Annotated in this window: 15 protein-coding genes; 7 read left to right on the top strand and 8 right to left on the bottom strand. The window is 66.0% G+C overall.

Annotated features, from left to right (window positions below; genetic code table 11):
- Positions 1-85 precede the first annotated feature (85 nt).
- Positions 86-1,168 carry a TRAP transporter substrate-binding protein gene (locus tag C6Y53_RS16325; RefSeq protein ID WP_106473413.1) on the bottom strand — a complete coding sequence of 361 codons (1,083 nt, stop codon included), beginning with the start codon at positions 1,166-1,168 and terminating at the stop codon, positions 86-88.
- A gap of 478 nt (positions 1,169-1,646) precedes the next feature.
- On the opposite strand from C6Y53_RS16325, the gene C6Y53_RS16320 reads away from it, so the two are divergent.
- The 3 genes from C6Y53_RS16320 (at position 1,647) to C6Y53_RS16310 (ending at position 5,041) form a co-directional block, all read left to right on the top strand.
- Positions 1,647-3,398 (top strand): acetolactate synthase 3 large subunit, encoded by a 1,752-nt coding sequence (locus tag C6Y53_RS16320; protein ID WP_106474149.1) that lies wholly within the window; start codon positions 1,647-1,649, stop codon positions 3,396-3,398.
- Positions 3,399-3,470: 72 nt separating this feature from the next.
- A complete protein-coding gene (ilvN, locus tag C6Y53_RS16315) occupies positions 3,471-4,031 on the top strand; it encodes an acetolactate synthase small subunit (RefSeq protein WP_106473412.1) in 561 nt (186 codons plus the stop codon).
- Between the two features lie 239 nt (positions 4,032-4,270).
- Positions 4,271-5,041, top strand: a complete 771-nt coding sequence (locus C6Y53_RS16310; protein ID WP_106473411.1) for a helix-turn-helix domain-containing protein — start codon at positions 4,271-4,273, stop codon at positions 5,039-5,041.
- Between the two features lie 16 nt (positions 5,042-5,057).
- On the opposite strand, the gene C6Y53_RS16305 is transcribed toward C6Y53_RS16310, so the two are convergent.
- The 4 genes from C6Y53_RS16305 to C6Y53_RS16290 all read right to left on the bottom strand — a co-directional run bounded on the left by C6Y53_RS16305 (position 5,058) and on the right by C6Y53_RS16290 (position 11,177).
- A complete protein-coding gene (locus tag C6Y53_RS16305) occupies positions 5,058-5,831 on the bottom strand; it encodes a DUF2189 domain-containing protein (RefSeq protein WP_106473410.1) in 774 nt (257 codons plus the stop codon).
- 21 nt (positions 5,832-5,852) lie between these two features.
- Complete coding sequence (locus tag C6Y53_RS16300) at positions 5,853-7,259, bottom strand: amidase (RefSeq protein WP_106474148.1); 1,407 nt, start codon at positions 7,257-7,259, stop codon at positions 5,853-5,855.
- Between the two features lie 152 nt (positions 7,260-7,411).
- On the bottom strand, positions 7,412-8,539 hold the full coding sequence (gene prfB, locus C6Y53_RS16295) for a peptide chain release factor 2 (protein WP_106473409.1): 1,128 nt from the start codon (positions 8,537-8,539) through the stop codon (positions 7,412-7,414).
- A gap of 67 nt (positions 8,540-8,606) precedes the next feature.
- Complete coding sequence (locus C6Y53_RS16290) at positions 8,607-11,177, bottom strand: penicillin-binding protein 1A (protein ID WP_106473408.1); 2,571 nt, start codon at positions 11,175-11,177, stop codon at positions 8,607-8,609.
- A gap of 176 nt (positions 11,178-11,353) precedes the next feature.
- Here C6Y53_RS16290 and C6Y53_RS16285 point away from each other — a divergent pair, with 176 nt between their 5' ends.
- A complete protein-coding gene (locus C6Y53_RS16285; RefSeq protein ID WP_106473407.1) occupies positions 11,354-12,727 on the top strand; it encodes a M48 family metalloprotease in 1,374 nt (457 codons plus the stop codon).
- A complete protein-coding gene (locus C6Y53_RS16280; RefSeq protein WP_106473406.1) occupies positions 12,724-13,476 on the top strand; it encodes a DsbA family protein in 753 nt (250 codons plus the stop codon). The genes C6Y53_RS16285 and C6Y53_RS16280 overlap by 4 nt, the downstream gene beginning before the upstream one ends.
- Positions 13,477-13,515: 39 nt before the next feature.
- Here the strand turns inward: C6Y53_RS16280 and ispG are convergent, their stop codons facing one another.
- The 3 genes from ispG to hemA all read right to left on the bottom strand — a co-directional run bounded on the left by ispG (position 13,516) and on the right by hemA (position 17,304).
- Positions 13,516-14,637, bottom strand: coding sequence for a flavodoxin-dependent (E)-4-hydroxy-3-methylbut-2-enyl-diphosphate synthase (gene ispG / locus C6Y53_RS16275; RefSeq protein WP_106473405.1), 1,122 nt, complete (start codon positions 14,635-14,637; stop codon positions 13,516-13,518).
- Between the two features lie 71 nt (positions 14,638-14,708).
- A complete protein-coding gene (locus tag C6Y53_RS16270; protein ID WP_106473404.1) occupies positions 14,709-15,953 on the bottom strand; it encodes a helix-turn-helix domain-containing protein in 1,245 nt (414 codons plus the stop codon).
- A gap of 127 nt (positions 15,954-16,080) precedes the next feature.
- Positions 16,081-17,304 carry a 5-aminolevulinate synthase gene (gene hemA / locus C6Y53_RS16265; protein WP_106474147.1) on the bottom strand — a complete coding sequence of 408 codons (1,224 nt, stop codon included), beginning with the start codon at positions 17,302-17,304 and terminating at the stop codon, positions 16,081-16,083.
- A gap of 564 nt (positions 17,305-17,868) precedes the next feature.
- On the opposite strand from hemA, the gene C6Y53_RS16260 reads away from it, so the two are divergent.
- Together C6Y53_RS16260 and C6Y53_RS16255 are read left to right on the top strand one after the other, a co-directional pair.
- The gene (locus tag C6Y53_RS16260) at positions 17,869-19,251 is read left to right on the top strand and encodes a dipeptidase (RefSeq protein ID WP_106473403.1); all 1,383 of its coding nucleotides are present in this window, start codon (positions 17,869-17,871) and stop codon (positions 19,249-19,251) included.
- 76 nt (positions 19,252-19,327) lie between these two features.
- Positions 19,328-19,819 (top strand): tellurite resistance TerB family protein, encoded by a 492-nt coding sequence (locus C6Y53_RS16255; protein ID WP_106473402.1) that lies wholly within the window; start codon positions 19,328-19,330, stop codon positions 19,817-19,819.
- The last annotated feature ends 4 nt before the right edge of the window (positions 19,820-19,823 follow it).

Genomic DNA, 19,823 nt, shown 5'->3' with positions numbered 1-19,823 from the left:
CCCGTCGGTCGTTGCCGCGGGTATCGTTGCAAAACGGCCCCGGTAGGTGCCGGGGCCGCTTCGAAGTGCATCCGGGCTCGGGCGATCAGCCCAGCACGCGGTCACGCTGGGCGCGATACGCGCCTTCCGACTTGGTCAGCCAGCCCGAAGACGACCGCATCGAGTCGAATGCGCTGTTGCGGATACGGGCATAGAGGTCGTCGTCCATGTACTGGTCCAGGACCTCTTTCGAGGCCTGGCCGAAGGCATCCCAGACCGAATCCGGGAATTCCATGACCTTGACACCGCCCGCCTGGAGCCGCTGCAGCGCCGCCGAGTTCTCGGACAGGAACTGCGACAGGTTCCACTGGTGGCCTTCGCCGGCGACGATTTCGCAGATACGCTGCTGAGCCGGGGTGAAGCTCTCGAACACTTCGCGGTTGAAGGCCAGCGACAGGCCCGCGCCCGGCTCGTGGAACCCGGCGGTGTAGTAGGTCTTGGTAATCTCCTGGAACCCGGCCTTTTCGTCCGCCCAGGGGCCGATCCATTCGGTGCCGTCGATCGCACCCGAGGCCAGCGCCTGGTAGACTTCGGCGCCCGGCAGGTTCTGCACCGATGCGCCCAGCTTGCCCAGGGCTTCGCCGCCAAGGCCCGGCATCCGGAACTTCAGGCCGTTGAAATCCTCGGGGCCGTTGATCTCTTTCGAGAACCAGCCGCCCGCCTGTGCCCCGGTATTGCCGCCGAGGAAGGATTTCAGACCGAAGATCTGGCCCAGCTCGTCATGCAGCTCCATGCCGCCGTCATGGTAATACCAGTTGATTAGTTCCTGCGCGGTCATGCCGAACGGCACGGCGGTGAAATACGCATAGGCCGGATGCTGGCCGACGAAATAATAGTCGGCACCGTGATACATGTCGGCCTGGCCCGAGGTCACCGCGTCGAACACTTCGAACGCGCCGACCAGTTCGCCGGCGGCCTTCAGATCGACGGTCAGCTGGCCATCGGTCATCTCGGTGATCATGTTGGCGCTGCGCTCGGCGCTGTCATGCACCCCGGCCAGGCCGCGGCCCCATGTCGTCACCAGAGTCAGCGTCCGGTTGCCCTGCGCATAGACCGGCGCCGCCAGCGAGGTGGCAGCGGCGGCCGATCCGCCAATCGCGCTCGTTTTCAGAAAAGACCGACGATCCATCTATTATCTCCCTTGGATTTGCACCCGTTCCCCGGTCATTCGCCAGCGGGCCTGTCGTTGAAGTGGGAGCACATTATGGATTGAGATACACAAGACAAGGGGGGAATCGTGGATTTCTGCGATGCAGCAGCGGAAATCGCGATGTTAGCGCCCGAATTGCCGCCTGTTGCCGCAACGGGACCGGTTATGCCTGTTTCGCGGGCGATCACATTCCGATTGTTGCCCCGACCGCATCCGCGACGAAAGAAAATGGCGGAATGACGCCGGTTCGCGTCAGTTTTCCCGGTTGACGCCCCTGCCCGGCACCCCTAAGGTCCGCTGCATCAGCAAAGGAGCCACGGCGATGGCAACCCTAATCGTAATCGTAGGACACATGCGCATGGGCCGGTAACGGTAGACCATAATCGAACCCATGCGCCTCCGATCAACGTCGGGGGCTTTTTTTATTCAACGGATGCCGCGGATGGAGCACGAGGCGATGAAACAAGAGATGACCGGCGCGAAGATGGTGGTTCAGGCCCTCAAGGATCAGGGCGTAGACACCGTATTCGGATATCCCGGCGGCGCGGTGCTGCCGATCTATGACGAGATCTTTCTGCAAAACGACATCCGCCACATCCTGGTCCGTCACGAACAGGGCGCGGTTCACGCCGCCGAAGGCTATGCGCGGTCCACCGGCAAGCCTGGCGTCTGCCTCGTCACCTCCGGCCCCGGCGCCACCAATGCCGTGACCGGGATCACCGATGCGCTGATGGATTCGATCCCGATCGTGGTGCTGACCGGCCAGGTGCCCACCTTCATGATCGGCTCGGACGCCTTCCAGGAGGCCGATACCGTCGGCATCACCCGCCCCTGCACCAAGCATAACTGGCTGGTCAAGGATACCGACCGGCTGTCGGGGATCATTCACGAGGCCTTTCACGTCGCCACCTCCGGCCGGCCCGGGCCGGTGCTGGTCGACATTCCCAAGGATGTGCAATTCGCCAGCGGCACCTATACCGCGCCGCGCCCGTCGAAATCCCATTACCAGCCCCAGCTGAAAGGGGACCTGGAGGAAATCACCGAACTGGTGGCGGCGATCGAGACGGCGAAACGCCCGGTCTTTTATACCGGCGGCGGCGTGATCAATTCCGGCCCGGCGGCCAGCCAGCTGCTGCGCGAACTGGTGGACGCCACCGGCATCCCGATCACCTCGACCCTGATGGGGCTCGGCGCCTATCCCGCCTCCGGCCCGAACTGGCTGGGGATGCTGGGGATGCACGGTCTCTACGAGGCCAACATGGCCATGCATGGCTGCGACCTGATGATCAATGTCGGTGCCCGTTTCGATGACCGGATCACCGGGCGCATCGACGCGTTTTCGCCGAAATCGCTCAAGGCGCATATCGATATCGACCCGTCGTCGATCAACAAGGTGATCCGCGTCGATATTCCCATCGTCGGCGACGTGGCCCATGTGCTCGAGGATGTGCTCAAGGTCTGGAAGTCGCGCGGCCGCAAGATCAACGGCGCCGCGCTGAAGGACTGGCACGCGAAGATCGACACTTGGCGCGAGGTGAACTGCCTGTCCTTCACCGACAGCAAGACATCGATCAAGCCGCAATACGCACTGCAACGGCTCGAGGCGCTGACCCGCGACCACGACCGTTACGTCTGCACCGAGGTCGGCCAGCACCAGATGTGGGCGGCGCAGTTCCTGACCTTCGAGGATCCCAACCGCTGGATGACTTCGGGCGGGCTGGGAACCATGGGGTATGGTTTCCCCGCCTCTATCGGCGTGCAGATGGCGCATCCCGCCGCGCTGGTGATCAATGTTGCTGGCGAGGCCTCCTGGCTGATGAACATGCAGGAACTGGGCACCGCCGCGCAATACCGCCTGCCGGTCAAGCAATTCATCCTGAACAACGAACGGCTGGGCATGGTCCGCCAGTGGCAGGAACTGCTGCATGGCGAACGCTATTCCCACAGCTGGTCCGAGGCGCTGCCCGATTTCGTCAAGCTGGCCGAGGCGTTCGGGGCCAAGGGCATCGTCTGTTCCGATCCCGCCGATCTCGATGACGCGATCATGGAGATGATCGAACATGACGGCCCGGTGATCTTCGACTGCCTGGTCGAAAAGCACGAAAACTGCTTTCCGATGATCCCGTCCGGCAAGGCCCATAACGAGATGCTGCTGGGCGAAGCCGAGACCCAGGGCGTCATCGACAGCAAGGGATCGGTGCTGGTCTGACAGTTTCCGGCACGGAAATCTGGCCGGAAGCCCGCGAACTTCCGGCCGCGACGAACCAAGGAGAGCGACAGGATGTCTGCCCTACACATCAAGAAAGGCGCCACGCGCCACTCCGCCTATAACCTGCGCCCCACGTTCTCGGACGTGCAGGAACGGCACACGATCGCGGTGCTGGTCGAAAACGAACCCGGCGTGCTGGCCCGCGTGATCGGCCTGTTTTCCGGGCGAGGCTACAATATCGAAAGCCTCACCGTGGCCGAGGTGGACCATACCGGCCACCTGTCCCGCATCACCATCGTCACCACCGGCACGCCGCAGGTGATCGAACAGATCAAGGCACAGCTGGGCCGGATCGTATCGGTGCACGAGGTGCATGACCTGACCGTCGAAGGCGCGTCGGTCGAACGCGAACTGGCCATGCTCAAGGTGGTCGGCGAAGGCGACAAACGGGTCGAGGCGCTGCGGCTGGCCGATATCTTCCGCGCCCGCGTCGTCGACAGCACGCTGAATTCCTTCGTGTTCGAGATCACCGGCGCCCCCGACAAGATCGACGCCTTTGCCGACCTGATGCGGCCGCTGGGCCTGGCCGAGGTCGCCCGCACCGGGGTCGCGGCATTGTTGCGCGGCGATTAGAGGCGCATTTCAACCTTTCCGCCTCTTTTATGGGCGCAGAGACGTTCCGACCCGGGGTGCGGCGGCGCTCCGGGTCCCGTTGGCTTGCAATTTGCAACCGAGCCGGTAGCATCGCCGAAAAATTTGTCCCCGTTCCCCGGTAGGCCTGTTTCCGGCACCGTCCGATTGGCTTTTCTATCCGATTTGATTGCGTATCCGATATGCCCGACTGTTCCAGAAGCCCTGCTGAACTCCGCAGCATGTTCGGCCGCAACCTGCGCCGCCTGGCCCGCGACTACCCGTCGATTTCCGAACTTGCCCGGCGGCTCGATGTCAACCGCACCCAGTTCAATCGCTATCTCTCCGGCGAGAGCTTTCCGCGCCCCGACGTGCTCGACCGCATCTGCCGGTTCTTCGACATCGACGCGCGGGTCCTGCTGGAACCGGTGGAAACGATCGTCGACCGGGGCCGGGTGCTGCGGGGACCGGTGCTGGCAGGCTTTGCCGGCGCCGCCCTCGCAGGGGTCACCGAAGACCGCCTGCCCGGCGGTTTCTACCGCTATTCGCGCAACAGCTATGTCAGCATGCGAAACTGCATCACCGGCATCGTCACCGTGTTCCGCCGTGGCGGCGACACTTATCTCAGGGGATATGAACCGCGCGACGCGGTGCGCCAGCAGGGCCTGCGCCTGACCTCGGACACCCGCGAGTTTCGCGGCTATGTCTGCCGGGATGACGACGGGGTCTACATGGTCATCTCCCGTCGCCGGGGACGGACACCGCAATTCTACTATCTGGCCCCGGTGACGTCGCTGGCCCATAACTTCTGGCTTGGCTATGCCGCCCGCACCGCCCGCGAAACCAGCACCGACCGCCGCGTGACCCGGTTGGTATTCGAACATCTCGGAAAATCTCTGGCCACCGATCGCGAACGGATCATGACCGCGGCCCGGTCGAGCGGGCTCTCCCGCAACATCGACCTGCCGACCTTTCACCGGCGGCTGCTGCAGGCCGATCATCCGTTCCAGTGATTGCCCGCGGGACCGGTCAGGCCGCCGCGACGATCAGCCGATACAGGTGCCACGAGGCATGGCCCAGCAACGGCAGCACCAGGAACAGCCCCAGGAAGGCCGGGATCATCGCCACGAAGGTCAGCGCCGCGATCAGGACCGCCCAGACCAGCATCGGCACCGGATGCGCCAGCACATATCTGAAACTGGTGATCATCGCGGTCACGAAATCCAGTTCGCGGTCCAGCAGCAGCGGCAGGGCCAGCACCGCGATCATGTAGAGCAGCAGCGCAAAGAGCGCGCCGACCAGCGTGCCCGTGGCCAGCATGGCCAGCCCGTTCATGGTCAGGAACACCTCGGCCGAGGACGAGATGTTGGTCATCGTCGACAGCCCCAGGAACAGGGCAAAGATCATGTGCCCGACAAAGAACCACCACAGAAACACCACCACGATCACCGCGCAGATCGACGGCAATTGCCGCCGCCCCTGCTGCAGCACCACGCCGAAGATGGCCCCCGGTTCGAGCGGCTCGCCCGCTTCGAGCCGGTGCGACACCTCGTAGAGCCCGACCGCCGCAAACGGTCCCAGCAGCGGGAAACCGATCGCCGCCAGCACCAGCCAGAACGTGGTGTCGGTGCGCAGGGTCAGCGCGGCCAGGGCCAGCCCGCCCAGGACATAGATCCCGGCAAAGATCAGGCCATAGAACGGCGCGCGCCTCAGGTCGCGCATACCGCGCCGCAACGCCTCGCGCAGCATGTCCAGCGTCACATCGCCCATCGGCGGAACGCCGAACGCTTTTTCCGGTGCCATGTTTCCTCCCCTGTCGTTTCTCTAACCGTTCGGCATCGCCGGCCGTGTCTGCGGCCACCTGGTCGCCTCGTGATAGGCCGCGCCCAGTGCCAGCACCCGTGCATCGGACCCGCGCGGTCCGAAAATCTGCAGTCCCATCGGCAGGCCCGCCGCGCCGAAACCCGCCGGAACCGCCAGCGACGGCAGGCCCAGCAGGCTCACCGGCACCACCACCTGCATCCAGCGATGATAGGTATCCATCGCCTGCCCGGCGATCTCGGTCGGCCAGGGCCGGTTCACATCGAAGGGCCAGACCTGCGCCGAAGGCAGGATCAGGGCGTCGTAACGCCCGAACAGCGCCGCGCAGGCGCGGAACCATTCGGACCGGGTGACACTGGCGCGATGCACGTCCATCGCGCTCAGCGCCAGGCCGCGTTCCAGTTCCCATTGCGCGCTGTCCTTCAGATCCGCCTGCCGGGCGGCCAGCAGCCCCAGGCTCGCCCCGACCTGCCAGTTGCGCAGCGTGACCCAGGCCTCCCACATGGTTTCGGCGTCAAACGGCGGCGCGACCGGTTCGACATGGCATCCCAGGTCAGCCAGCACCGCCAGCGCATCGCCACACAGATCGAGGATCCCCTCCTCCATCGGGAACGCGCCGCCCCAGTCGGCGAGCCACCCGATGCGCAGGCCGGACGGGTCGGCCGGTTCCAGCGGCGACACCGGTTCATGCGGCACCCGGTGCGGCACCCGGGCGTCCGGCCCCGCGATCACGTCGAGCAGCAGCGCCAGGTCGGCCGGGCTGCGCGCCATCGGGCCGAGCGTCGCCAGCTGGTGCAGGAAACCGTCGGCCACCGGCTCGGACGGGACCAGCCCCCAGGAGGGGCGGAACCCGTAGACATTGTTCCAGGCGGCCGGGTTGCGCAGGCTGCCCATCATGTCCGACCCGTCGGCCAGCGCCACCATCCCGGTCGCCAGCGCCACCGCCGCCCCGCCCGACGACCCGCCGCAGGTTCGCGCCGGATCGTAGGGGTTGCCGGTCGCGCCATGCACCGGGTTGAACGTGTGGCTGCCCAACCCGAACTCCGGCGTGTTGGTCTTGCCGATCAGGATCGCCCCCGCCGCACGCATCCGGGCCGCGATCAGATCATCGCTGTCGGGAACATGATCGGCAAAGATCGGCGACCCCTGCGACGACCGGATTCCGGCGACATTCACCAGATCCTTCACCGCGATCGGCAACCCGTGCAGCGGCCCGCCGACCGGGCCCGCGTCCATCGCCCGGGCCTCGGCGAGCAGATCGTCCGCATCGCGTAGATCGACGATGGCGTTGAGCGACGGGTTGACTGCCTCGATACGGGCGAGCGTGGCGCGCATCAGGTCTTCGGCGCTCAGGCGCCGCGCCGACAGGTCGGCCAGGATTTCGGCGGCGGATCGCGTTGTCAGGGTCACGGGCGGCACCTCGCGTTACAGCATCCGTCCGAGCCTAGCCCCTGATATTTGACATGAAAAGCCTTTGCGCGTCCTCGCTCCGACGCCCACCGGGCCGGCACCGCGACAGGATTATCTCATCTCCGGCACCGGCAACCGGCAGGCCGCCCGCGCTACGCGTCGCCCTGCGCCTCGGCCCGGCTCTTGCCGGATACGTTCAGCGCCAGCGTCGCTGCCATGAACCCGTCCAGGTCCCCGTCCAGAACCCCCTTTGTATCCGAGGTTTCGTGGTTGGTGCGCAGGTCTTTCACCATCTGGTAGGGCTGCAGCACATAGGACCGGATCTGGTTGCCCCAGCCGGCATCTCCCTTGGCCTCGTGGGCTTCGTTGATGGCGGCGTGGCGCCGGTCCAGTTCGAGCTGATAGAGCCGCGATTTCAGCGCCTTCATGGCGATGTCGCGGTTCTGGTGCTGGGATTTCTCGGAACTGGTGACCACGATCCCGGTCGGATGGTGGGTGATCCGCACCGCCGAGTCGGTGGTGTTGACATGCTGACCGCCCGCGCCCGAACTGCGATAGGTGTCGATGCGGATATCGGCCGGGTTCACGTCGATCTCGATATTGTCGTCGACCACCGGATAGACCCAGACCGAGGAAAACGACGTGTGCCGCTTGGCCGCCGCGTCGAACGGTGAAATCCGCACCAGACGGTGCACCCCGCTTTCGGATTTCAGCCAGCCATAGGCATTCTGGCCGGAAATCTTGTAGGTGGCGGACTTGATCCCGGCCTCGTCGCCGCCGCTTTCGGATTGCAGTTCGACCTTGTAGCCCTTCTTCTCGGCCCAGCGCACATACATCCGCGCCAGCATCGAGGCCCAGTCGCAGCTCTCGGTGCCGCCGGCGCCGGCATTGATCTCGAGAAAGGTGTCGTTGCCATCGGCCTCGCCGTCGAGCAGCGCCTCGAGCTCTTTCTGCGCGGCCTTTTCGGCCAGCGCCTTCAGCGCCTGTTCGGCCTCGGCGACGACCTCGTCATCCTCCTCCATCTCGCCCAGTTCGATCAGCTCGACATTATCGGACATGTCCTGGCGAATACCGTCATAGGTTTCCATCGCATCGACCAGGATCTGGCGGTCGCGCATCAGCTTCTGCGCCGCGGCGGGGTCATCCCAGAGGTTCGGGTCCTCGACCCGCGCGTTGAACTCTTCCAGCCGGTGCGGCGCGGTTTCCCGGTCCATGCGCTGGGCCAGCAGGTCCAGCGACTTTTCGATCTCGGCCACGATGTTCTGCGTCTCGGCGCGCATGTATGCCCTCGCATGTTCGGCTGACTGAGCGACGGTGATAGACCAGCACGGATAGGCGGGCAAGCGGTCAGTAGAGCCCGCCCGATGTCACCGTGCCAAAGGTCGCCTTGGGCCCGACCACCGCTTTCTTGCCGGTCGAGGTGGTGACTTGCTGACCGCCGGCGCGGGCCTCTTCGACCAGCGGCAGGTTGGACCCCATCGCGAACCCGCCGTCAAAGGCCACGCCGAACACGGGATCGGCCCCGTCGCGGAAATACTCGGCCACCACGTTCGGCCCGCTCGCATTGTCTGGCAGCCGGGCGCCGGTAAAGCGGTTGATCTTGATGAAATGCCCGCCGGGCGGAACGTCGAACGGCCCGCCCCCGTATTTCGCGACGGCCTTTTTCATGAAGTTCTGGAACACCGGGCCGCACATGCTCGAGCCATAGGCGCTCCGCCCCATCGGGCGGGGCTGGTCATAGCCGATATAGCAGCCGGCAACGATGTTCGAGGTGAACCCGATGAACCAGACATCGCGGGCGTCGTTGGTGGTCCCGGTCTTGCCCGCGGTGGGCACCGGCAGCTTGACGGCGCCGCTGGCGGTGCCGCGTTCGACCACGCCCTTCATCATCGACGTGAGCTGGTAGGCGGTGATCGCATCCATCACCTGTTCGCGGTTGGTTTCGATCCGCGGCCCCCAGCCCGGCGTCAGCGCCGGCGACGAGCAATCCACGCAGGCCCGTTCGTCGTGACGATAGATCGTCTTGCCATAGCGGTCCTGGATCCGGTCGACCAGCGTCGGCTCGACCCGTTCGCCACCGTTGGCGAACATGGCATAGGCCGACACCATCTTGTAGAGCGTGGTTTCCTGCGACCCCAGCGCGTTGGCCAGAAACGGCTTCATCCGGTCATAGACGCCGAACCGTTCGGCATATCCGGCAACCACCGGCATACCCACCTCCTGCGCGAGCCGGATCGTCATCAGGTTCCGCGACCGTTCGATCCCGGTGCGCAGCGGCGCGGGCCCGTAGAACTTGTTCGACGCGTTCTTGGGCCGCCACAGGCCCTGCGGGGTGTTGATCTCGATCGGGGCGTCGACGACGATGGTGGCCGGGGTATACCCGGAATCCAGCGCCGCGGCATAGACGAAGGGCTTGAAGGACGACCCCGGCTGGCGCATCGCCTGGGTGGCGCGGTTGAACACCGAGGACTGGTAGGAAAAGCCGCCCTGCATCGCCAGAACCCGGCCGGAATTCACGTCCATGGCGACGAACCCGCCCTGCACGCGGGGCACCTGGCGCAGGGTCCAGCGGATGAAACTGCCATCCTTGTCGTCGGTCATGCGGCGCACCAGCACCACCTCGCCCAGTTCGAGCAGGTCGGCGGCCACCTTGGCACGGCTGCTCAGGCGCCCGTCCTTGCCCAGCTTGCGGGCCCATTGCACGTCCTTGGCCGGTATCCAGTGACCGTCCGCGTCCTCGTCCACGCCCTCGATCCCGATCCGCGCGTCCGACGCGCCCAGTTCCAGCACCACGGCGGGATGCCATTCGTCCTCGAGCACGATGTCGCGCGGCACATCCACATCGCCCAGCGCCTCGCGCCAGCTGGCCTCGTCCCCGAGCGCCTCGACCGGGATCGATTTGCGGGTGCCGCGCCAGATCCCCGTTCCACGGTCATACTGTTCGAGCTTCGCGCGCAGCGCGCGGGCGGCCACGACCTGCATTTCCTCGTCGATGGTGGCCCGCACCGTGTAGCCGCCGGTAAAGAAGGAATCCTCGTCTTCGATCCCCGGAACCCGACCGGATTCCGAAAGCTGCCGGCGGATCTCGTCGGTGAAGTAGTCCCGTGGCGGCAGCGCGGTGCGGAAGCTGGGGAAATCGCCGTTCTGCACCGACCGCAGCGGCGCGGCGACCTCGACCTTGTATTCCTCGTTGCTCAGGTATCCGTTTTCACGCATCTCGCGCAGCACGAAGTCGCGCCGGGCCCGCAGGCGCTCCTTCTGCCGGACCGGGTGATAGTCGCTCGGCGCCTTGGGCAGCGAGGCCAGGAAGGCCGCCTCATGCGGCGCCAGTTCGGCCAGCGTCTTGTTGAAATAGGTCTGCGCCGCCGCCGCCACGCCATAGGAGTTCTGCCCGAGGAAGATCTCGTTCATGTAGAGTTCGAGGATCTGGTCCTTGTCCAGCGTTTCCTCCAGGCGGGTGGCGAGGATGATTTCCTTGATCTTGCGTTCGATCCGCCGGTCGCCCGACAGCAGGAAGTTCTTCATCACCTGCTGGGTGATGGTCGAGGCGCCGCGCACGTTCTGGCCGCGCGATTTCACCGCCTCGAACGCGGCCACGGCGATGCCCCGCGTGTCATAGCCGTGGTGCTGGTAGAAATTCTTGTCTTCCGCGCTGATGAAGGCCTGCTTGACCAGGTCGGGGATCTCGTCGGCCGGCGCATAGAGCCGCCGTTCGCGGGCAAATTCGTCGATCAGGTGGCCTTCGCCGGAATAGATCCGGCTGATCGTCGGCGGCTTGTATTGCGCCAGCGATTCATGGCTGGGCAGATCGCGCCCATAGACCCAGAACACCGCCCCTATGGACAGGGCCACCGCGGCGATGCCGAGGGTCAGCAGCGAAAAGATCGCCCCGAAGAATGACGCAACAAATCTCAGCACCTGAAAACCTCTGCCCGCGCGGTTCGGCCTATATAGGCACCCCGTTCGACTTCGTCAAAACACGATCGGGCGAAAACCCGCGCGTGGCGCGCCACGTCACGCCGGTTTCATCACGTTCCGGCGAAGCCCGCGCGAGCGGGTTGAGTTTCACCGGACCATCACCCATAGCTGCGGTGATGGCTATTCGAGGCACCCGTCCCCCTGCCCCGCACCTGTCCCGCCTGCTGGTGCTGGGACTGGCGGTGGTGCTCGTGCTGGCCGCGCCGCCCGCGCGGGCGGCGTCGATTTCGCTGCTGCGGGATCCGGATATCGAAAACGGGCTCGCGATGATGGCCTTTCCGATCCTGCGGGCCGCCGGGCTGTCATCGCGGCGCACGCAACTGCTGGTGGTCGACGACCAGCGGATGAACGCCTTCGTGCTCGACAACCGCGCCATCTTCGTCAACGCGGGGCTGGTCCAGAAGGTGACCCGCCCCGAGATGCTGCAGGCGGTTCTGGCCCATGAGGCGGCGCATATCGCCAACGGACATATCTCGCGCCGGATGAGCAATCTCGACAGCGCGGGCACCGCCGCCGGCCTGGGCACGCTGCTGGCGCTGATCGCCGCCGCCGCCGGGGCCGGAGAGGCCGCCGGGGGCATCGCCATGGGCACCACCTCGTCGGCATTCCGGTCGTTTCTGGCCCATACCCGCGCCGAGGAATCGGCCGCCGACCGGTCGGCGGCGTCCTACCTGCGCTGGGCCGGTATCGATGTCGGCGGGCTGGTCGACCTGCACCGGGCCTTCGAGGGGCAGGAACTGATCAGCGTGAGCCGCCAGGACCCCTATACCCAGTCGCACCCGCTGTCGGCCGACCGCATCCGCGCCGCCGAACGCCTGGCCGCCGCGCAGCCCGAGGTGCCCGCGACCAGGGACGACACCGCCTATTGGTTCGCGCGCACGCGCGGCAAGCTGTCGGCGTTTACCCGCGCACCGGCCTGGACCCTGCGCCGCGCCCCCGCCGAGCCCCATGCCGACGTGCGACACATGCGCGAGGCGGTCGCCCATCACCGCAATCACGACCGCGTGCGCGCGCTGGCCAGCATCGACGCCGCGCTGTCGCTGCGCCCGGACGATCCGTTCTACTACGAACTCAAGGGGCAGATCCTGCTGGAACACCGGCAGGTCTCGGCCGCGGTCGCCGCCTATGAACGCGCGGTCGAGCTGGCGCCGGACAATGCGCTGATCCTTGCCGCCCATGGACGCGCGCTGCTGGCGGCCGGGCGGCCCGGCGATGCGCTGGCCGCGCTCGAGAAATCCCGGTCGCGCGATTTCCGCAACGCGATGGTCATGCACGACCTGTCGCGGGCCTATGCGCAATCCGATCAGCTTGGCATGGCCGCGCTGCTGACCGCCGAACGCTATGCCCTGCAGGGGCGCATGCCCGATGCCGGGATCAACGCCCGCCGCGCCATGGGCCTGCTGCCGCGCGGTTCCGGGCCTTGGCAGCGGGCTCAGGATGTGGTCATTGCCGTCGAACGACAGGACAAGAAAAAGAGGAAAAAGAAATGATGAAGCGCCTTGCCGCCCCGGCCGTTGCCGGTTTCGCCCTGCTGGCCGCCCCTGCGCCGGCGCTCGACCTGTCGGCCATGTCCGACGACGAGCGCACCGCCTTCCGCGCCGAGATCCGGGCCTATCTGATGGACAATCCCGAGGTGATCCTCGAAGCGGTCAACCTGCTCGAAGCCCGCCAGGCCGAAGCCCAGGCCCAGGCCGATGTCGCCCTGGTCGAGGCCAACCGCGACGCGATTTTCGATGACGGGTTTTCCTGGGTCGGGGGCAACCCCGATGGCGACATCACGCTGGTCGAGTTTCTCGATTACCGCTGCGGCTATTGCCGCCGCGCGATGCCCGAAGTGGCCAAGCTGCTGGAGACGGACGGCAACATCCGCCTGATCGTCAAGGAATTCCCGATCCTGGGCGAGGAGTCGATGACCTCGTCGCAATTCGCGGTGGCCGTGAAACAGGTCGCCGGTCCCGAGGCCTACAAACAGGCCCATGACGCGCTGATGGAGATGACCGGCGAACTGACCGAGGTTACGCTGCGCCGCCTGTCCAACGGGCTGGGGCTGGATACCGACGCGATCCTGGCCCGGATGGACAGCGACGACGTGATGCAGGAGATATCCCAGACCCGCGCGCTGGCACAGCGGTTGCAGATCTCGGGCACGCCGACCTTCGTGCTCGAGGACGAACTGCTGCGCGGGTTCCTGCCCGCCGACCGCATGGGGGAACTGATCGCCGAGAAACGCGGCGGCTGACCGCCCGCGCCCCGGCCACCCGGCCGGGGCATCCGCAGCCTATTCGGCCGCCTCTTTCGCCGCCTCGATGTCGGCGGCGCGTCTTTCGACCTCGTCCACGATATGGTCGATCATCTGGTCATTGTTCATCTTGTGGCTGGCCTTGCCCGCCAGGTAGACCATCCCCGACCCGGCGCCGCCGCCGGTGAACCCGATATCGGTCATCAGCGCCTCGCCCGGCCCGTTCACGACGCAGCCGATGATCGACAGGCTCATCGGCGTGTGGATATGCGCCAGCCGGTTTTCCAGCTCGGCCACCGTGGCAATCACGTCGAACCCCTGCCGCGCGCAGGACGGGCAGGAAATGATGTTGACGCCGCGATGGCGCAGACCCAGCGATTTCAGGATCTCGAACCCGACCTTGACCTCTTCGACCGGGTCCGCGGACAGGCTGACCCGGATCGTGTCGCCGATACCCATCCACAGCAGGTTGCCCAGCCCGATGGCGGATTTGATCGTGCCGCTGACCAGCCCGCCGGCCTCGGTGATGCCCAGGTGGATCGGCGCGTCGGTGGCCTCGGCAATGCCCTGATAGGCCGCCGCCGCAAGAAACACGTCCGAGGCCTTCACGCTGATCTTGAAATCGTGGAAATCGTTGTCCTGAAGGATGCGGATATGATCCATCCCGCTTTCCACCATCGCCTCGGGACAGGGTTCGCCGTATTTCTCGAGCAGATGTTTTTCGAGACTGCCGGCATTGACGCCGATCCGGATCGAGCAGCCGTGATCGCGGGCGGCGGCGATAACCTCGCGCACGCGCTCCTCGGACCCGATATTGCCGGGATTGATGCGCAGGCAGGCCGCGCCTGCCTCGGCCGCCTCGATCCCGCGGCGATAGTGAAAGTGGATATCCGCGACGATCGGCACCGGGCTTTCTGCAACGATGTCGCGCAGCGCCCGCGACGACGCTTTGTCGGGGACCGAAATCCGCACGATGTCGGCCCCGGCATCGGCCGCCGCCTGCACCTGCGCCACCGTCGCCGCCACGTCGGTCGTCGGCGTGTTGGTCATCGTCTGCACGGCGATCGGCGCGTCGCCGCCCACCGGCACGTTGCCGACCATGACCTGCCGCGACTTGCGGCGATAGATGTTGCGCCACGGGCGCACATGGTTGATCGACATGGCCAAAAGCCCCGCTCTCTGGATCGGACTGCGCGACTGATACGCCGCGCGGCGGCCTATCGCAATGGCCGCTATTCGCCGGGTTGGAGCGGCTCGGCCGTCACCGCCCGGGCTTCGGCCACCATCCGCGCGAGGTCGCGATCCTGTTCGAGATCCGCGACCTGGTAGCGCTCGGTGACGGATGCGATGGACAGCGGCAGGTTCGAGGTGATCCGCCCGCGTTCGCCCACCGGCCCGTAATGGGTTTCGCCCAACGCGAAATAGACCGCGCCGGATTCACCGGCGCGCAGGGTTGGCGGTTCTTCGGTCGCCGGCACGTCATAGCTGTCGCCGGCCTCCATGATACCTTCGAAGATCACCGTGCCATCCGCGGCCCGCACCCGGACCCAGGACGGGCGCACCGCAACCATGCGCAGCGCCGGTGCGGTGTCCTCGACCACCTGGGGCACCGGCAGGGGCGGGGTCTGGACGATCTGGCCATGCGGGCCGGCCCGGCTGTCGGCCACGGTCAACGGCGCGCGAAGCGACGGCGATGCGAACACGCCCTGTTCGCGCGGGTCGAGCGTGGAGATCGGCGCATCGCGGGCCACCAGCACCGGCACGTCCAGCGCCGCGGGCCGATAGAGCCGATCGAGCGCCGCCATCCGGGAATTTCCCGGCCCCGCCTCGGTGTCCTCGTCTTCCGCCGCGGCGGCCCCGTCGAGCGGGTCGAGATCGGTCAGCACCACCGGCGCCTGTTCGACCGGCGCCACCGTGACCTGCTGGATCTGGCGCAGCACGGCGAAACCGCCATAGCCGATACCGCCGATCACGGCGAGCAGGACCGCCACCGACCCGAAGGCGCGTAGATCGACGCCGCCAAAGCCCACATCCTTGACCGGCGCGTAAGGCAGGTTGGATTTGGCAAAGGGATCATGCCCCGGCCCGACCCTTGCAGGGCTGCGCACCGTATCCTCCCGCCGCAGCGACGACGCGCCGGGCGACATGCCATGGGCCACCGAGAACCCGCTTTCGGCGCAGAACGTGGCAAAGGTCTCGTCGGGATCGAGGTTCAGGTAGCGGGCATAGGACCGGACATAGCCGGCAATGAAGCCGGGGGTGTCGAATGCGGACGGGTCGCTGTTTTCGATGGCGGCGATATAGGCGGCCTTGATGCGCAGTTCGCGCTGCACGTCCAGCAGCGATTTTCCCAGCGTCGCGCGTTCGCCGCGCATCATGTCGCCGAGCTTCTGCTCGTAATCGTCGAATCCTTTCAGCACGACCGGCTGATCGTCATCGATTGTCTCTATGTCGCGCTGGGATTTGCGCCCGATCATTGCCGCCGTTCCGTCCTGCCTGCCGCATGTCCTCGCCGCGTCTCACAACCATCACCACGATTCGTGAGCGCTTATCGTTGACAAAACCTTAACACAGGACGGGAAACTTGCCCACTGCCCGCAGGCGTCACCCGGCGAGTTCGGCGCGATTCAGCGCACAATGCGACCACAGCTCATCCATCGCGTGAACGAGGCGATCCGTCTCCTTGGGGCCGTGGACCGGCGACGGGGTGAACCGCAGCCGTTCGGTGCCGCGCGGCACGGTCGGGAAGTTGATCGGCTGGACGTAGATCCCGAAATCGGCCAGCAGCATGTCCGACAGCAACTTGGTATGCACCGGGTTGCCGACGATCACCGGCACGATATGCGATCCGTGGTCGATCAGCGGCAATCCCAGCGCCTTGAACCGGGTCTTGAGGATCCGGGCCTGCAACTGGTGCTGTTCCCGCAGCTCCGGCGCCCGCTTGAGATAGGCGACCGATGCGGCGGCCCCGGCCGCGATGGCCGGCGGCAGCGAGGTGGTAAAGATGAACCCCGGCGCATAAGACCTTATGGCATCGCACATTTTCGCGCTCGCGGCGATGTAGCCGCCCATCACGCCGAACGCCTTGGCAAGCGTGCCGTTGATGATGTCCAGCCGATGCATCAGCCGGTCGCGTTCGCAGATGCCCGCCCCGCGCGCGCCATACATGCCGACCGCGTGGACCTCGTCGATATAGGTCAGCGCGCCGAATTCGTCGGCGAGGTCGCAGATCGCCTCGATCGGGCCGAAATCGCCGTCCATCGAATAGACGGATTCAAAGGCGATCAGCTTGGGCGCGGCCGGATCATCGGCCTCGAGCAGTTCGCGAAGGTGGTCGACATCGTTGTGACGGAAGACGCGCTTGGCGCCGCCATTGCGGCGCACGCCCTCGATCATCGAGGCATGGTTCAGCGCGTCCGAATAGATGATCAGCCCCGGAAACAGCTTGGGCAGGGTCGAAAGCGTGGCGTCATTGGCGATATAGGCCGAGGTGAACAGCAGCGCCGCTTCCTTGCCGTGCAGGTCGGCCAGTTCGGCCTCCAGCCGCTTGTGATAGACCGTGGTGCCCGAGATGTTGCGGGTGCCCCCCGAACCGGCACCGGCGGCATCGACCGCCTCGTGCATGGCCTCCAGCACGACCGGGTTCTGCCCCATCCCCAGGTAATCGTTGCCGCACCAGACGGTGATCGGCTGTTCCTCGCCATCGGGGCGGGTCCAGATCGCATGGGGGAAATGCCCGTTGCGGCGTTCGATGTCGATGAAGGTCCGGTAGCGGCCTTCCTCGTGCAGACGGGCGATGGCGGTATCTAGCTTGGCGGTGTAGTCCACCGGCTCCTCCATATCGTTGGGGCCTGTGCCGGGCAGTGTATCCCGCGGGGCCGTGCTGATAGGTCGTTACATGTCGCGACCGCGATGATCAACTGATTACCGGACACCGGCGGAACCGATCCTTGATTAAAATCAAGCTTTCCCGACACAACATTTCCCCTAATCGCGTCACCGGCAGCCCTGAGGCGCGGGCAGAACGCGGATCGGGACCGCCAGATCCTGCCACGCAATGTCATGTGCAGGAACCAGGAATCGCGCGGGTGGTGCCGAACCGGATTGCCCCGCATCACAACATGTTATGCGGGCTTCCTGAGGTGGTGAGCATTGCCCGGCCCGCCGCACCTGGCTCCCCCAACGGCCCTCGGACCCGGCATCTCGACTTTCGGCAAGGTTCCGACCGGGCCGTGGCCGGTCTTGGGCGAATTTGCCGCAGCGGGCCTTGTGGCCTTGAACGGGCGGGCTCTGACGGTTCGGTCCGGGCCGCCTTCGGGGTGGACACCGGCACATACGCTGCTACCGTGCCGCGAAACTGCCGGACCCCCGATCATCCCGAAGGAGCCTCCCATGTCGCTTGATGACGTGCTCGACCGTATAGACGAAGATCTGGACGCAGCGATGGACCGCCTGATGGACCTGCTGCGCATCCCGTCGATCTCGACCGACCCCAGCTATGCCGCCGATTGCGACCGCGCCGCCGAATGGCTGGTCGAGGACCTGAAATCGCTCGGGGTATCCGCCGCGCGGCGCGACACGCCGGGACGGCCGATGGTGGTGGGGCATGTCGACGGCGATGGGCCGCACCTGCTGTTCTACGGCCATTACGACGTGCAGCCGGTCGATCCGCTGAACCTGTGGGACACGCCGCCCTTCAAGCCGCGCATCGAGGACACCCCCAATGGCCGCGTGATCCGCGCCCGTGGCGCGTCCGACGACAAGGGCCAGCTGATGACCTTTGTCGAAGCGTGCCGGGCATGGAAGGCGGTGCATGGCACCCTGCCCTGCAAGCTGACGTTTTTCCTCGAAGGCGAGGAGGAAAGCGGCTCGCCGTCGCTGGTTCCCTTCATGCGCGACAATGCCGACGAGCTGAAGGCCGATCTCGCGCTGATCTGCGACACCTCGATGGTGGCCCCCGGCGTGCCCTCGATCGCCTCGCAGCTGCGCGGGATGCTGAAGGACGAATTCACCATCGTCGGCCCCCGGATCGACCTGCATTCGGGCCATTACGGCGGGCCGGCGCTGAACCCGCTCAGGGAAATCGCCCGCATCATCGCCTCGTTCCACGACGAGACCGGCCGGGTCGCGGTGGACGGTTTCTATGACGGCGTGCACGAGGTGCCCGACGACCTGAAACGGCAATGGGAAAGCTGCGGTTTCGACGAAAAGCTCTATCTCGAAAGCGTCGGCTTCACGCAACCCCACGGCGAACAGGGCTATACCGCGCTGGAACAGCAATGGGCGCGCCCAACGCTCGAGGTGAACGGGCTCTGGGGCGGCTACCAGGGGGCCGGGACCAAGACCGTCATTCCGTCCCAGGCCCATTGCAAGTTCACCTGCCGGCTGGTCGGTGACATGGATCCCGACCGGCTGCGCGACAAGATCCGCGCCCATGTCGAGGCCCGGCTGTCGCCCGATGCCGAGGTACGCTGGGACGGCAGCCTCGACGGGTCGCCCGCGGCGGTGATGAATACGGACCGGCCGGAGTTTGAACAGGCCCGGCAGGCGCTGTCGGATGAATGGAATCGCGAGGCGGTGCTGGTCGGCATGGGCGGTTCGATCCCCATCGCCGGGTATTTCAAGGAAATCCTCGGGCTCGATACCATGCTGATCGGCTTTGCCAACGAAGACGACGCGATCCATTCGCCGAACGAGAAATACGACGTGACCAGCTTTCACAAGGGCATGCGTTCCTGGGCACGGGTGCTGGATGCGCTGGCGCGGTCCGCGTGACCGGGCCCGCAGGTTTTTGCCGCCAGGGGCGTTCGCGCTCTTGGCGTAACTTCTGCGTGAGGTTACGCTCTGCCCCATGTTGAAAAAGCTGTTCCAGGCCTTCCGGCCGCCTGAACCTGTGTCCCTGCCCGATCCCGACGCGGAACTGGCGCTGGGTGCGCTTCTCGTGCGGGTCGCGCAATCGGACCGCAACTACAAGGTCGAGGAGATCGGCCTGATCGACCGCATCCTGGCCCGCCTCTACCAGCACAACGCCATCGAGGCGGCAAAGGTGCGCGCCACCTGCGAAAAGCTGCACGCCGCCGCGCCGGAATCGGACACTTTCGCCAAGCTGATCCGCGAAACCACCGGGATGGAGGAACGGCTGGCCGCGCTCGACGCGCTGTGGGAGATCGTCCTGGCCGACGGCGAGATCAACGAGGCCGAGATCGACATTCTCGAAGACGCGCGCAAGACCATGGGGTTGAGCAAGATCGACAGCGACGGATCCCGCGACCGGGTCGAAACCCGCATCGCCGAACGCGCCGGCCGGAACAGCGGCGGCCCCACCGGGCACGAGGCGCAGTAGGCAT

Origin of the sequence: Pukyongiella litopenaei, assembly GCF_003008555.2 — a bacterium.
Lineage (GTDB): Bacteria > Pseudomonadota > Alphaproteobacteria > Rhodobacterales > Rhodobacteraceae > Pukyongiella > Pukyongiella litopenaei.
This window is presented reverse-complemented; position numbering and strand designations above follow the sequence as displayed.

Bases quoted from the DNA above. Each gene is read 5' to 3' on its own strand.
- C6Y53_RS16325 (WP_106473413.1), bottom strand. From the start codon at position 1,168: ATGGATCGTCGGTCTTTTCTGAAAACGAGCGCGATTGGCGGATCGGCC.
- C6Y53_RS16320 (WP_106474149.1), top strand. From the start codon at position 1,647: ATGAAACAAGAGATGACCGGCGCGAAGATGGTGGTTCAGGCCCTCAAG.
- ilvN (WP_106473412.1), top strand. From the start codon at position 3,471: ATGTCTGCCCTACACATCAAGAAAGGCGCCACGCGCCACTCCGCCTAT.
- C6Y53_RS16310 (WP_106473411.1), top strand. From the start codon at position 4,271: ATGTTCGGCCGCAACCTGCGCCGCCTGGCCCGCGACTACCCGTCGATT.
- C6Y53_RS16305 (WP_106473410.1), bottom strand. From the start codon at position 5,831: ATGGCACCGGAAAAAGCGTTCGGCGTTCCGCCGATGGGCGATGTGACG.
- prfB (WP_106473409.1), bottom strand. From the start codon at position 8,539: ATGCGCGCCGAGACGCAGAACATCGTGGCCGAGATCGAAAAGTCGCTG.
- C6Y53_RS16285 (WP_106473407.1), top strand. From the start codon at position 11,354: ATGGCTATTCGAGGCACCCGTCCCCCTGCCCCGCACCTGTCCCGCCTG.
- C6Y53_RS16280 (WP_106473406.1), top strand. From the start codon at position 12,724: ATGATGAAGCGCCTTGCCGCCCCGGCCGTTGCCGGTTTCGCCCTGCTG.
- ispG (WP_106473405.1), bottom strand. From the start codon at position 14,637: ATGTCGATCAACCATGTGCGCCCGTGGCGCAACATCTATCGCCGCAAG.
- C6Y53_RS16270 (WP_106473404.1), bottom strand. From the start codon at position 15,953: ATGATCGGGCGCAAATCCCAGCGCGACATAGAGACAATCGATGACGAT.
- C6Y53_RS16260 (WP_106473403.1), top strand. From the start codon at position 17,869: ATGTCGCTTGATGACGTGCTCGACCGTATAGACGAAGATCTGGACGCA.
- C6Y53_RS16255 (WP_106473402.1), top strand. From the start codon at position 19,328: ATGTTGAAAAAGCTGTTCCAGGCCTTCCGGCCGCCTGAACCTGTGTCC.